Origin of the sequence: Nocardioides gansuensis, from assembly GCF_003076135.1 — a bacterium.
In the GTDB taxonomy this organism is placed as follows: domain Bacteria; phylum Actinomycetota; class Actinomycetes; order Propionibacteriales; family Nocardioidaceae; genus Nocardioides; species Nocardioides gansuensis.
Genome location: NZ_QDGZ01000003.1, coordinates 164,580 through 177,575, shown reverse-complemented (window position 1 = coordinate 177,575; position 12,996 = coordinate 164,580). Strand labels below are relative to the sequence as shown.

The following is a 12,996-nucleotide window of genomic DNA, read 5'->3' as shown; positions in this document are numbered from 1 at the left end:
AGCACAGTCTATGAATCCCTCTCAGGAACTGCTCGCTACCGCACCAGGCCCGTCTGTCCGACTCTGGTGGAGTGAGGAGAGACGTGCTGCGCATCCTGCTGGCGACCTTCGTCAGCTGGATGGGCCTGCGACTCACCGAGGTCGCACTGCCCTTGATCGCCTTGCAGCAGACGGGCTCGGTGTGGGCCACTGGCCTGGTCGCCGGGTCCTCGGGCATCGCACTCCTCACCTCGCCCTGGTGGGCGGCGCGGCTGCGCCACCGGCTGACCTCCGGACCGGCTCTGGCGGCGGTCCTCGGCGTGCAGGCGCTCGGGTACGTCACCGTGGCCGTCGCAGCGACGCTGGACACCCTCACCGTGGTGCACCTGTGCCTCAGCGGCCTGATCGTCGGTGCAGCCACCTCGGTCGGCGGTCCGGCGACCCGCGCGATGCTCGCCGATCTCGGAGACCGGATCGGACCCGGTGTCGCGGTTCGAGCCCTGGCCTGGCAGGACCTCGCTCACCGGATCAGCATGGTGGCCGGCCCGCCGGTCGCCGCCTGGGTGGTCACGCAGCACGGGGCGATGCCGCTCATGTGGGCGGACACCGTCGCCGTGCTGCTGGCGGCGGCGCTCGTGGCGGGGGTCGGACGGTACGCCCTACGGCAGGGGTCGGCTGGTGCGGTCCCACGCCGGGCGCGGGAAGTCCTACGCGGCCATCCCGTCGTCGCCGAAGGGATCGCGATGGCGGCGGTGGGCTGGTTCTGGTGGTTCGCGTTCGCGCTCGGCCTCGCCATCCTCGGCGCCGAGACGGGCAGGCCGGGACAGCTGATCGCGGCCGGGATGGCCGGGTACGGCATGGGGTCGCTGGCCGGATCGGCCACAGCCCCACTGGTGGTGACGCGCCTGCCACAGGTGCCGACGATGGTCACCGGATGGATCGTGCTGGGCGCCACGTTCACGGCCCTGCCGTGGCTCGACAGCTCCCTGCTCGCCCTCGCCCTGGTCTCCGCGGTCGGTGGCTTCGTGACCCCGTTCGGGCTCGCCGCCCTGAACGCGGCGATCACCGAGCACACGAGCGGCGAAGATCGCCGTACGGCGTTCGCGGCGCAGCACGTGGCCGGCAGTGGCGGATCGTCGCTGGGGATGCTCACGGGCGGCGCAGTGATCGCCCTCCTCGGCGCGGAGAACACCATGCATGTCGCCGGGGTGGTCCTGATCGCCGTGCCCGTCGTCCTTGCGGCACGAACCCTTTTGCCCCGACGCCGACAGGACTCGCGAGGAACACAACCGGCTGCGGACGCTCCGCCTCGACCGGAGTGCGCCGACTCGGTGAGCGGGCCGTCTGGTAGTTGTTGACCGAACGGGGGTGAAGGAAAAGTCGGCGCCCTGATCGACGACGTGGACTCCTCCGCCGCGAAGGCGCCGTTCATCAGCTGCACGCTGACGAAGCGCTCTCCCACACCGGCGCGCTCGAGGTGGATCCTGAACAGCGTGGAGATAGAGGTTCGCGACTACCGGATCCGGCACGGCCACATGGACGACTGGATCGCAGGATGGCTGGCCGGCGTCGTGCCACTGCGCGAGGCGGCGGGGTTCCGGATCCTCGGCGCCTGGGTCGATCGTGAGCACGACCGCTTCTTCTGGGTGATCGGCTACTCCGGCGCTGACGGCTTCGCGGCGGCCAACGACCGCTACTACGCGTCACAGGAGCGCGTGTCGCTCACCCCGGACCCAGCCGAGCTGATCGAGGACGCGGCGGCGACCGCGGTCGAGCGGGTCCTGTGACGTCTGCGTCCCGACGAGCCGGCGATCCGTTCGGCTGGCACCCGAGACGAGGCCTTGACACTCGAACGTGTCGTACACCACAGTCGTCGCCATGAACCTGTCAGACAGGCAGACAGGCGGACAGGTGATCCGCCGGGTAAGTGCCATGGAGGCCGTGCTCGCTCACCTCCGGACGGCCATCGAGGGCGGTGAGTACGCCGTCGGCGAAAAGCTCCCGTCCGAAGCGACGCTCAGCAGGGAGTACGAGGTCAGCCGGTCGGTCGTCCGGGAGGCGCTGCGGGGGCTGCAGGCCCTGGGCATGACCGTCTCGCGCACCGGCAAGGGGACCTTCGTGGTGTCCGCCCAGGCGGCCGCCAACCCGACCTTCGGGCCCTACTCCGCTCGCGACCTGCTCGAAGTACGCCGGCACGTCGAGGTCCCGGCCGCGGGCTACGCCGCCCGCCGCCACACCGCCGAGGACCTGGACGCCCTGACCGACCTGCTGGAGCGGATGGAACAGGAGGCCGACGACACGGTCTGGGTCGCTCTGGACTCGCTGTTCCACATCGCCGTCGCGCGGGCCTCGGGGAACCCGGTCTTCGGCAAGGTCATCGAGGAGATCCGGGAGGCCATCGCGACCCAGTCGGCGTTCGTGAACCAGCTCGGCAACGACCGGCGCAGCGCCTCGAACACGGAGCACCGACGGATCGTGGAGGCCATCGCCTCCGGCTCCTCCGGCGCCGCCAGCGACGCCATGGGCGCCCACCTCGGGCACGTCGACGACACCCTCGTCGACATCGTCGGCAAGAACAGCAAGACGAAGTAGAGACCGGCCGCCACCAGGCGTCCAGAAACGGAGAACCCCCAGATGACCGAACAGTCCGTCCTCGGGACCGGGCAGGCCACCGCCGATGCCGGCGACGAGGGATACCGCAAGTCGCTCAAGGCCCGCCACATCAACATGATCGCCATCGGCGGCGCCATCGGCACCGGCCTCTTCCTCGGCGCCGGCGGACGACTCGCCGACGCGGGGCCCGCCCTGGCCATCGCGTACGCCGTGTGCGGCCTGTTCGCGTTCTTCGTGGTGCGTGCCCTGGGCGAGCTGATCCTCTACCGCCCGTCGTCCGGCGCGTTCGTGTCCTACGCTCGCGAGTTCATGGGCGAGAAGGGCGCCTACACCGCCGGCTGGATGTACTTTCTGAACTGGTCGACCACCGGCATCGCCGACATCACCGCGATCGCGCTGTACGCCCACTACTGGTCGTTCTTCGCACCGCTGCCGCAGTGGGTGCTGGCGCTGATCGCGCTCGCGGTCGTCCTGTCGCTCAACCTGGTCTCGGTGCGGCTCTTCGGCGAGATGGAGTTCTGGTTCGCCCTGATCAAGGTGGCCACGCTCGTGGTGTTCATGGTGGTCGGCATCGTCCTGGTGATCACTCAGCACGAGATCGGCGGCAGCTCCGCCGGCCCCCAGCTGCTCACCGATCACGGGGGGCTCTTGCCCGCGGGTGTATTGCCGCTGGTCCTGGTGATGCAGGGCGTGGTTTTCGCCTACGCGTCGATCGAGCTGGTCGGCGTCGCCGCAGGCGAGACCGAGAACCCGCGTGAGGTCATGCCCCGGGCGATCAACACGATCATGTGGCGGATCGGGATCTTCTACGTCGGGTCGGTCGTGTTGCTGGCGATGCTGATGCCGTGGACGTCGTACTCCGCTGGTGAGAGCCCGTTCGTCACCGTGCTGTCCAACATCGGGGTCCCGGCCGCCGGCCACGTCATGAACCTCGTGGTGCTCACCGCCGCCATGTCGAGCCTGAACTCCGGCCTCTACTCCACCGGCCGGATCCTGCGGTCGATGTCCATGGCCGGCTCCGCGCCCCGGTTCACCGCAGCGATGAACCGCAACCAGGTGCCGTACGGCGGCATCCTGCTGACCGCGGCCGTGTGTGTGCTCGGCGTGGGTCTGAACTACCTGGTGCCCGCGGAGGCCTTCGAGATCGTGCTCAACTTCGCCTCGGTCGGCATCCTCGCCACCTGGGGCATCATCATCCTGAGCCACCTGCTGTTCGTCCGCAGCGCCGAGCGTGGCGAGCTGGCCCGGCCGGGCTACCAGCTGCCGTGGTCGCCGTACACCCAGATCCTGACGCTGGCGTTCCTGGCGTCGGTGGTCGTCCTGATGGCGTTCGACGAGGTCGGTCGGATCACGCTGATGACCATGCCCCTGATCATCCTGGCGATGGTGGCCGGCTGGTACGCCGTCCGGCGGCGGATCGACACGTCGGTCCTGGAGCACATCAGCTGATGGCACCTGCACCACTGCGAGCTCCCGCACACGTTCCCCTCGTCCACCTCCGGCGTGGCGGCATGGTCGAGGGGGTGCACCACGGCTCGGCCGTCGTGCTCTCCCCCGACGGCTCGACGCTGATCGAGGCCGGCGACGTCGACACGGCGTGCTATCCCCGGTCGACGGCCAAGCCCTTGCAGGCCGTGGCGATGGTCCGGCTCGGACTGTCGCTGCCGGACGACCTGCTCGCGCTCGCGGCCGCCAGCCACTCCGGTGAGGCGACCCACCTCGACGGGGCGCGGCGAATCCTCGAGGCGTGCGGGTTGACCGAGGACCACCTCGGCAACCCGCCCGATCGGCCGTCGGACGTGGTCGAGCGCGAAGCCTGGATCGCGGCCGGCCTTCCGGCTCGGCGACTCGCGCACAACTGCTCGGGAAAGCACTCGGCGATGCTGAATGTCGCGGTGCGACGGGGCTGGACACTGGGCGACTACCTCGACCCCGCCCACCCGCTGCAACGCGAGATCGCCGCGACCATCGAGGATCTGACCGGCGAGGGCATCGCGCACACCGCCCGTGACGGCTGTGGCGCTCCACTGTTCGCGGTCTCGCTCCGCGGCCTCGCCCGGGCGGCTGGACGGCTGGCCGCCGCACCCGAGGGCACCGCCGAGCACCGGGTGGCCCGGGCCATGCGGACGCATCCCGAGATGGTGGGTGGGAGCCGACGTGACGTCACCGAGCTGATGCGCACCGTGCCCGGGCTGGTCGCCAAGGACGGCTTCGAGGGCGTGCAGGTCGCCGCCCTCGCCGACGGCACGGCGATCGCGGTCAAGATCGCCGACGGCGCCGACCGGGCCCGGCTGCCGGTCACCCTCGCGCTCCTGGCACGCGCCGGCGCCGACCCAACCCTGCTCGCGCCGCTGTCCACGTCCACGGAGACCGACGGGCCGGCCGTCGTCCCCGAGCTGGCTGCCGACCCGCGACCCGCACCAGCACCACCGACCTCCACATCGAAAGGTTCCACCATGGGCACCCGCATCGAGCACGACCTCCTGGGCGAGATGAGCGTCCCGGCCGATGCCTACTGGGGCGTGCACACGGCCCGGGCCTGCGAAAACTTCCCGATCACCGGCACGCCGATCTCGGCGTACCCGCACCTCGTCGACGCACTCGCCTCGGTGAAGGAGGCGGCGGCGCGCGCCAACGCCGACCTCGGGCTGCTCCCCGCCGACCTCGCCGAGGCGATCGCGGCCGCCTGCCGGGAGATCCGGGGAGGCGCCCTGCACGACGAGTTCGTGGTCGACGTCATCCAGGGGGGCGCCGGCACCTCGACCAACATGAACGCCAACGAAGTCGTCGCCAACCGCGCGCTGGAGCTCCTCGGTCGCCGGAAGGGCGACTACGCCGAGCTGCACCCGAACGAGCACGTCAACCTCAGCCAGTCGACCAACGACGCCTACCCCACCGCGGTCAACATCGCCACGATCCTCGCCGTACGCGAGCTGTCGGACGCGATGGCGGTGCTCGAGCAGGCCTTCGCGGCGAAGTCCACGGAGTTCCGCGACATCGTGAAGATGGGCCGCACCCAGCTGCAGGACGCCGTGCCGATGACGCTGGGCCAGGAGTTCGGAACCTACGCCGTCATGCTCGGCGAGGACCGGCAGCGGCTCGACGAAGCGGTGGCGCTCCTGCACGAGATCAACCTCGGCGCCACCGCGATCGGCACCGGCCTCAACACGCCCCCGGGCTACGCCGAGACGGTGTGCCGGCACCTCGTCGAGATCACCGGGCTGCCCCTGACGACCGCGGGCGACCTGGTGGAGGCGACCCAGGACTGTGGAGCCTTCGTGCATCTCTCCGGCGTCCTCAAGCGGGTGGCGGTCAAGCTCTCCAAGAGCTGCAATGACCTACGACTGCTGTCGTCGGGGCCGCGGGCTGGCTTCAACGAGATCAACCTGCCGCCGTTGCAGGCGGGCTCGTCGATCATGCCCGGAAAGATCAACCCGGTCATACCGGAGATGGTCAACCAGGTCGCCTTCGAGGTCATCGGCAACGACGTGACCGTCACCATGGCCGCGGAGGCGGGTCAGCTGCAGTTGAACGCATTCGAGCCGATCATCCTGCACTCGCTGGCCAAGAGCGTGACCCACCTCCGGTCCGCCTGCCTGGTGCTGGCTGAGCGGTGCGTCGCCGGCATCACGGCCAACGAGGAGGTCACCCGCGGCTTCGTTGAGCACTCGATCGGCTTGGTGACGGCCCTGAACCCGGCCATCGGGTACGCCGTCGCGACGGGGATCGCGCAGGAGGCGCTCGCCAGCGGCCGCGGCGTCGCCGAGCTCGTCCTCGAGCGCAAACTGATACCGCCCGAGAGGCTCGCAGAGCTGCTCCAGCCGGACCGGCTCGCCCGGCCCGGCTCGCAGGCGGGCTGACAAGCTCCCGGCGTCCGCTCCTGGTACCGGAGGCCTGAACGACAGCGGCAGCTCGATGTCGGGCGCGGTCAGTGCACGGTCAGTACATGAGGTGGCGGATGTCTGGCGGCAGGTCATCGCGGTCGACCCAGATGTCGGTCGGGCGAACGTTGCCCGTCTCGCACCTCCTCCCTCCAGTGCGTGAGCCGACCGTGCGTGTCATGACAGCTTTCCGCCTGCATCGGCGCACCCATGATGCCGACCCTTCGTCATGGGGCCACGACGGAAGTGACACGATTGACGAAATGGTCGACAGTTGACCGGACAGACGAGGCGCTGCGCGCTCCAGAGTTGGTCGCGACAGCCGCATGACCGTGGTGACCATGGAGGCGCTGTCCTTCTGGCATGAGCAGGAAGAGAAAGGTGTAGTCGTGTTTCGAGGTGCGCGCCCGGAGGACGGGCCAGATGGTGTGGCCGGTCCTCGACCAGCCGACAACCCGTGGGCGCGGAGCCTGTGGCTCGAGGGGGTGGTCCAGGATCTGACGCCGAGAGAGCAGCTTTCGGGCGACCACACGTGTGATGTCGCGATCGTCGGAGCCGGATTCGGCGGGCTGTGGACGGCGTACTATCTCAAGGCGGCGGACCCGTCCCTGCGGGTCACCGTGGTCGAGGCCGAGATCGCGGGATTCGGCGCGGCCGGTCGCAACGGCGGCTTTGTCTCTGCTGGTATTGCCGGCAGCGGGGCGCGCTACGCACGGGTCAGCGGTTGGGATGGCGTCCTGCGAGCCGAGCGCGAGACCCAGCACGGGGTGGACGAGATCGGCCGGGTCGTGTCTGAGGAAGGCATCGACTGCGGCTACCGGAAGTCGGGCGCGATGAGGGTGGCGACGATCGAGCCGCAAGCGCAGCGTCTGCGCGACTTGGTCGAGGCAAAGCACCGTTTCGGGCTCGGGACCGAGGACGTCAGGCTCCTTACCGCCGATGAGTGTGCCGACCTCATCCGCGGCGCTGAGGGTGTTCTCGCGGGGTCCTTCACGCCGCACTGCGCGCGCGTCGACCCGGCCAAGCTGGCTCGCGGGCTGGCCGCGGCCTGCGAGCGTCTCGGTGTCAAGATCTATGAGCAGAGCCCGGCCGAACACCTGGGCCCCAAGATGGTCCAGTGCCGGAACGGACGAATCTCGGCCGAGGTGGTGGTGCGAGCCACGGAGTCCTACACGATCCGCGAGCGGGCCGAGCGACGCAGCTTCCTGCCCCTCTACTCCTTGATGATCGCTACCGAACCCCTCCCGCAGCAGACCTGGGACGAGCTGGGGTGGCGGGACGGTCTCGGGGTCCAAGATACGCGGCACCTCTACTACTACGCCCTGCGGACGATCGACGGCAGGATCGCGCTGGGCGGCCGCGGGGCGCCGTATCGACTGACCGACCCCATTTCAGCCCGGAACGAGCAGGACGCCGGGGTTTACCAGCGGCTCTGTGAGACCCTGCGCGAAGCGTTTCCCGCTGCGTCGCAGGCTCGCATCACCCATCACTGGGGCGGCTCCCTCGCGGTGCCACGCGACTGGTGCATGAGAACGACCTTCGACCGTAAGACGGGGCTGGGTTTCGTGGGTGCGTTCGGCGGTCACGGCGTTGTCGCCGCCAATATCTCGGGCCGCACCATGCGCGACCTGATTCTGAACCACAGCACGGAGCTGACATCGCTTCCGTGGGTAGGCCACCACACCCGGAACTGGGAACCCGAGCCCATCCGGTTCATCGCCTCGAGGCTCATTGCCAAGACGCTCGACGCCTCTGACGCCTACGAAGAGCGCACTGGGAAGCCGGCGAAGCGCGCACGGCTGGTGGCACCGTTCCTGCCACCGAGCTAGCCGACCCCATGCCGTTCGCACCACCCCTCAGCCCCGATCCACCGATGCACTGCGTGAGGTGAGCGTGCGGCAACGCAGGGATGCCCTTCTGTGCTGGGAGTCTGGGACTTGCGACGGTTCCAAACCCCTCACCGCAGGAGGGCATCTTCATGCGTCTTTCTCACACCCTCCTAGGGTGAAGACATGCGAATCGACGACGTCGCCCGACTGAAGCTGGGGACCTTCGTTCGCCCGGCGGAAGAGACGGACGCGGGACACCCACGCGTGGAGAGTGTGCTCGGCTACGTCGCCAAGACCCCTGCGGGCACTCTGCTGCTGGACACAGGTCTCGGTGACGCCGGCCCAGAAGTCGAAGCGTGGTACCGACCGCGACGCGTCTCCGTCGACGACGCCCTTCGTCAGGTCGGCCTCACCACGCACGACATTGATCTCGTGGTCAACTGCCACCTGCACTTCGACCACATCGGAGGGAACCCAACCTTCGGCGGCAGGCCGATCTTCTGTCAGCGACACGAGCTCGACGCTGCGCGCACCCCCGACTACACGGTTCCGCAACTGGTCGACTTCGCTGGAGCCGCGTACGAGCTGCTCGACGGCGAGGCCGAGATCGCCCCTGGTGTACACGTCATCCCAACGCCCGGACACGTCGATGGACACCAATCGATCGTCGTGCAATGCGAAGACGGGTCGATCATCCTGGCCGGCCAATCCCACGACACCGCGTCGCAGTGGACGGCCGACGCCCTCGCCGCTCAAGCCCACGACCTCGGCCACACAGGCCCGCTGCCCATAAGCAGTTCATGGATGGCTCGGCTGCTGGCCTTCGACCCCAGACGGGTCTTCTTCGCCCACGACATGGCGATCTGGACGCCCTGACCCAGCCCCAAGAGGCGAAGATGCTCGAGTTCGCGAACTCGCGCTCCAAACACTGGATCCCGGGAACAAGGGAGAGGACGGTGCCGCTGACGGTCACCGGCACGACCTCTGCGTTGCAGCTCGCGACGGCGTCCCTGCCCTCGAGGGTGTCCGGGCCGGGGTAGGTCGAGGTAGCCGAGTGCGGTCTGCTCGGCCTCGGTGGCGGTGCCGTCGAACCCGCGGGCGGCCGCGCCCTCCTGGGCGGCCTGCTTGCGACGTTGCGGGCGTGCGCGAGCAGCCCGAACTGGACGATCGTCATCGTCATGGTGAGCAGGGCAGGCGCGAGCACCACGCAGTCTTCCTCACGCGCAACGGGACCTGGCATCCGGTCGACAACATCGAGCATCGCTGGCGCAGCGTTCAGGCCGACACGGGCTACGACTGGGTGACTCCGCACACCTTCCGCAAAACAGTTGCGACGTTGATCGACCGCCTAGTCGATTCCGGCACGGCCGCCCGCATCCTCGGACACACCTCCGATGCGATCACCAGAGAGTTCTACATCGAGAAGAACCGGTCCACGTCCAACGTCACCCACGTCGTGCAGTCGTTCGCGGGCACCACCTCGCCACCTTCCGTCGACTGATCCGCACACTCCCACCCGATGCGCACAACCTTGAGCCCGGAGAAGTCGGCGACTTGCGGGCTGCCCTGGCCTATCGCGAGTGCCCGGAACGGGGCGTGAACGCGGGGGTTCTCGGGGAGTAAACCGGGGAATTGGCGAATAGGCTCAAAAATCCAAGTGGCCCCTGACTGCGTTTCCGCAGGTCAGGGGCCACTTTCTTGTAGCGGGGGCAGGATTTGAACCTGCGACCTCTGGGCCTTCGGCGTGTGCGCGCTCCCGCTCTGCGCCTTTGACGGGTCTTGGCCCTGTGGGCTCTGACCTGCACAGACGTGGCCAACCTGCTGGCCCGGCCCCCGATCATCTTGACGCCGTCTGCATCGATTTGACGGCTTGCGCCGAGGTTTTCGGGACATAAACGCGGCACGACTCAAATCCCAAGTGAGCCGGCGCCCGGTTTTGAAGAAGCCTTACCGATCCCCCGACCGTTTACCGGATCTAATGGCTTCTTGCCGAGCGGCTTTGGCTTGGCCAGGCGGCGCTCGCTGTGCGGCGGAAGCTCAGCCGGCCCGCCAGTTTGATTCGGACGCTACGGGCAGAAACTCCACGCACTCGCATACGCGGTACGAGGTCGTATCGGCCCAACCGTCTGCAGCAGCCTCCTGCATCGCAGACGACACAGCGTGCGCCTCATCCGTGGCCCACCCGTGCCACTTGTAGCTTCGCGCCTCATCCATCGGGGAGCCCAAATCATGACTACGCAAAGTCACATCGAAGCGACGTTCCGGTCGCTCAAGCCAGGACAACCCCTCAGCTGATTGCACATACCAACACTATGGGTCGGAGCGCGCCTCCATGCGGAAGCCAACCGCGACCGCCGAAGCCGGCGGCCGAGTTATCCACAGGACTGTGGATGACTCGATGCCCCATGATGGTCCACGGACCAGTCATCTGCTCCTCCGACCATCCTCGTGCTTTCGCGACGGATTTTCAGGCCAGCACTCACAACCCGCTGACCTGGGCGTTCGCGTCAATCAGCCAAACTTCCGCGCGCATGCCGCGCAGAAACTCGGCGCCGGTGTCGACGATCGCCGACACCCGTCCGCAAGACCGGAATGTCGATCAGGAAGAATCGTGGCGCGAGGTGCTGAAATTTCACAACGCCCGACAACCGATGTCAACGGCAACGACATTCCGAAGCGAGCCGCAGGCGCAAGTTTCCCACGGCGCGTGAACAACGTACGGCGTCAACGCGGTGCCAACATCCGTAGTTTTCCCGGATGTTCGACGCATGGCCGAACGCGTTAACTGCAGTACCAGCGCAGATGAATGCACACGAGGGAAGGGACCCCGATGACGGTGACGACAGAACAGCCAGGATCCACGATCCAGGTAAACGGCATCGCCACCAACTACCACGAGGCCGGATCCGGCGATCCCGTGTTGCTTCTACACGGTTCCGGACCCGGCGTATCAGCGTGGGCGAACTGGCAGCGCACCATCCCCGTCCTCGCCGAGCATCACCGCGTGCTGGCGCCCGACCTCGTCGGATTCGGTAACACCGAGCGCCCCGCCGACATTCGATATTCCGCGGAAACGTGGGTCGATCATGTATGGGGATTCCTCGATGCGATGAAGATCGAACGCACATCGATCGTCGGCAACTCGCTGGGCGGATTTCTCGCTTTGGCCATGGCCATCAAGCGCCCCGAACGTCTAAACCGGATGGTGTTGATGGGTACTCCAGGCCCTGGAATGACTCCGACCGAGGGCCTAGCGGCAATGCGGACATACGAGCCTTCGTATAAGGCAATGGAGGAACTGCTCATAAAGTATTTCGCCGTCGATTCGAGCATCATCACCCCCGAACTAGTCCAACTCCGACACGAGGCCAGCATCGCCCCCGGGGCATTCGAGGCGTACCGCAAAATGGAAATCAACCCCAAGACTGCGGCCAGTGACCTCGGAATCGAAGCAGGCGACTACGGCCGGATTGCCACCCCGACCCTGATCGTGCACGGCCGTGAAGATCGCGTGATTCCAATCGAGGTAGGAATCAACCTGATGAACACAATGCCGAATGCCGATCTGCACGTCTTCAGTCGCTGCGGCCATTGGACTCAGGTCGAGCGGGCAAGCGAATTCTCGGCCGTCGTGGATCAGTTTTTGTCGAACTAGTAGGCCAGGCGATCCGCCTCGTAGGTCTTGCCTGTGCCGAAGTGCTCAGGGCACCGGCTTACTCTTCACCGTCGTCACGTCATGTTGTACGGCAATCAGGCTCAGGTCTGCGGTGTTCCGGTGTGCGGCACGTTTCTGCTCTGGGCGCTATGTCAGCGAACAATGCAAGCCTTCAGAGTTGAACGTCTTCGCCTGGCGAACGGCCGCCTGCTCGACACCGCAGTCCCAGTCTGGGAGCGTGCCTCAACCAGGAGTCGCATCCCTCGAGGTCGTCGGCGCCAGCGTGTCCCGCAACTGGAGTGCGACCTCGAGGCCCTCGGCTTCCTCCAGCTCACCCTGGCCGCCAACGAGAAGGTCTCCTGGACTGGTGGCTTCGGCGTCAACGCCTGAGCCCCACGTCTCCCCCACCACGACCGGAGCATCGTCATGACCGTCAACGCCGTCCGTCTCAACCACGCCGTGCTGTTCGTAGCCGACCTCGAACGGAGCGTCACCTTCTACCAGCAGGCCTTCGGCATGCAGGTCGCGGCTCGCGAGCCCCGCGCCAACGCCGTCTTCCTGCGGCTCCCCCGTTCGGGCAACCACCACGACCTCGGACTCTTCGGCGTGGGCGCGCAGCCTCCGCGCCCCCGGGGCAGCCTCGGGCTCTACCACCTGGCGTGGCAGGTCGACACCATCGAGGAGCTCGAGCAGGCTCGGTCAACCCTCGCCGACCTCGACGCCTACACGGGCGAGTCCAGCCACGGTGCCACCAAGAGCATCTACGCGCACGACCCCGACGGCATCGAGTTCGAGGTCATGTGGATGCTCCCCAAGGCTGAGTGGGGCGAGTACGAAAGCGCCGCTCTCGTCGAGCGCCTCGACCTGGCGGGCGAGGTCCGGACCTGGGGCGGCATCCGCACTGCCGCCGAACTCGTGCCCCTGGACGCGCCGTGACCACGGGGACGTTCCCGAGGGCCATGATCGCGACGTACGGCAGCACCGACCCGTCGGCACCGCTGGTCATCCTGCTCCACGGGCGCGGATCCAGCGAGCATGA

The 12,996-nt window shown here is 67.6% G+C and carries 11 protein-coding genes; all 11 read left to right on the top strand.

Features of this window, described 5'->3' with window-relative positions; translation table 11 throughout:
• Nucleotides 1-71: 71 nt before the first annotated feature.
• The 11 genes from DDE18_RS07825 to DDE18_RS07775 all read left to right on the top strand — a co-directional run bounded on the left by DDE18_RS07825 (nt 72) and on the right by DDE18_RS07775 (nt 12,893).
• Entirely contained in the window at nt 72-1,337 is a 1,266-nt protein-coding gene (locus DDE18_RS07825) for an MFS transporter (RefSeq protein WP_133241186.1), read from the top strand.
• A gap of 135 nt (nt 1,338-1,472) precedes the next feature.
• The gene (locus DDE18_RS07820; RefSeq protein ID WP_211754466.1) at nt 1,473-1,766 is read left to right on the top strand and encodes an NIPSNAP family protein; all 294 of its coding nucleotides are present in this window, start codon (nt 1,473-1,475) and stop codon (nt 1,764-1,766) included.
• A 91-nt stretch (nt 1,767-1,857) separates the two neighbouring features.
• On the top strand, nt 1,858-2,571 hold the full coding sequence (locus DDE18_RS07815; protein WP_116571995.1) for a FadR/GntR family transcriptional regulator: 714 nt from the start codon (nt 1,858-1,860) through the stop codon (nt 2,569-2,571).
• 42 nt (nt 2,572-2,613) lie between these two features.
• A complete protein-coding gene (locus DDE18_RS07810; RefSeq protein ID WP_116571682.1) occupies nt 2,614-4,041 on the top strand; it encodes an amino acid permease in 1,428 nt (475 codons plus the stop codon).
• Nucleotides 4,041-6,452 carry an aspartate ammonia-lyase gene (locus tag DDE18_RS23610; protein WP_116571681.1) on the top strand — a complete coding sequence of 804 codons (2,412 nt, stop codon included), beginning with the start codon at nt 4,041-4,043 and terminating at the stop codon, nt 6,450-6,452. The genes DDE18_RS07810 and DDE18_RS23610 overlap by 1 nt, the downstream gene beginning before the upstream one ends.
• A 347-nt stretch (nt 6,453-6,799) precedes the next feature.
• On the top strand, nt 6,800-8,302 hold the full coding sequence (locus DDE18_RS07800; RefSeq protein WP_116571680.1) for an NAD(P)/FAD-dependent oxidoreductase: 1,503 nt from the start codon (nt 6,800-6,802) through the stop codon (nt 8,300-8,302).
• Between the two features lie 183 nt (nt 8,303-8,485).
• Complete coding sequence (locus tag DDE18_RS07795; RefSeq protein WP_116571679.1) at nt 8,486-9,178, top strand: N-acyl homoserine lactonase family protein; 693 nt, start codon at nt 8,486-8,488, stop codon at nt 9,176-9,178.
• A 265-nt stretch (nt 9,179-9,443) separates the two neighbouring features.
• Nucleotides 9,444-9,803, top strand: a complete 360-nt coding sequence (locus DDE18_RS23335) for a tyrosine-type recombinase/integrase (RefSeq protein ID WP_211754464.1) — start codon at nt 9,444-9,446, stop codon at nt 9,801-9,803.
• 904 nt (nt 9,804-10,707) lie between these two features.
• Nucleotides 10,708-11,013 carry a hypothetical protein gene (locus tag DDE18_RS22615; protein ID WP_133241185.1) on the top strand — a complete coding sequence of 102 codons (306 nt, stop codon included), beginning with the start codon at nt 10,708-10,710 and terminating at the stop codon, nt 11,011-11,013.
• Nucleotides 11,014-11,132: 119 nt separating this feature from the next.
• A complete protein-coding gene (locus DDE18_RS07785; RefSeq protein ID WP_116571677.1) occupies nt 11,133-11,957 on the top strand; it encodes an alpha/beta fold hydrolase in 825 nt (274 codons plus the stop codon).
• 426 nt (nt 11,958-12,383) lie between these two features.
• A complete protein-coding gene (locus tag DDE18_RS07775) occupies nt 12,384-12,893 on the top strand; it encodes a VOC family protein (RefSeq protein ID WP_116571676.1) in 510 nt (169 codons plus the stop codon).
• Nucleotides 12,894-12,996: the final 103 nt, after the last annotated feature.

Coding starts and splice junctions, on each gene's coding strand:
- DDE18_RS07815 (WP_116571995.1), top strand. CDS start 1,858: ATGAACCTGTCAGACAGGCAGACAGGCGGACAGGTGATCCGCCGGGTA.
- DDE18_RS07810 (WP_116571682.1), top strand. CDS start 2,614: ATGACCGAACAGTCCGTCCTCGGGACCGGGCAGGCCACCGCCGATGCC.
- DDE18_RS23610 (WP_116571681.1), top strand. CDS start 4,041: ATGGCACCTGCACCACTGCGAGCTCCCGCACACGTTCCCCTCGTCCAC.
- DDE18_RS07800 (WP_116571680.1), top strand. CDS start 6,800: ATGACCGTGGTGACCATGGAGGCGCTGTCCTTCTGGCATGAGCAGGAA.
- DDE18_RS07795 (WP_116571679.1), top strand. CDS start 8,486: ATGCGAATCGACGACGTCGCCCGACTGAAGCTGGGGACCTTCGTTCGC.
- DDE18_RS22615 (WP_133241185.1), top strand. CDS start 10,708: ATGATGGTCCACGGACCAGTCATCTGCTCCTCCGACCATCCTCGTGCT.
- DDE18_RS07785 (WP_116571677.1), top strand. CDS start 11,133: ATGACGGTGACGACAGAACAGCCAGGATCCACGATCCAGGTAAACGGC.
- DDE18_RS07775 (WP_116571676.1), top strand. CDS start 12,384: ATGACCGTCAACGCCGTCCGTCTCAACCACGCCGTGCTGTTCGTAGCC.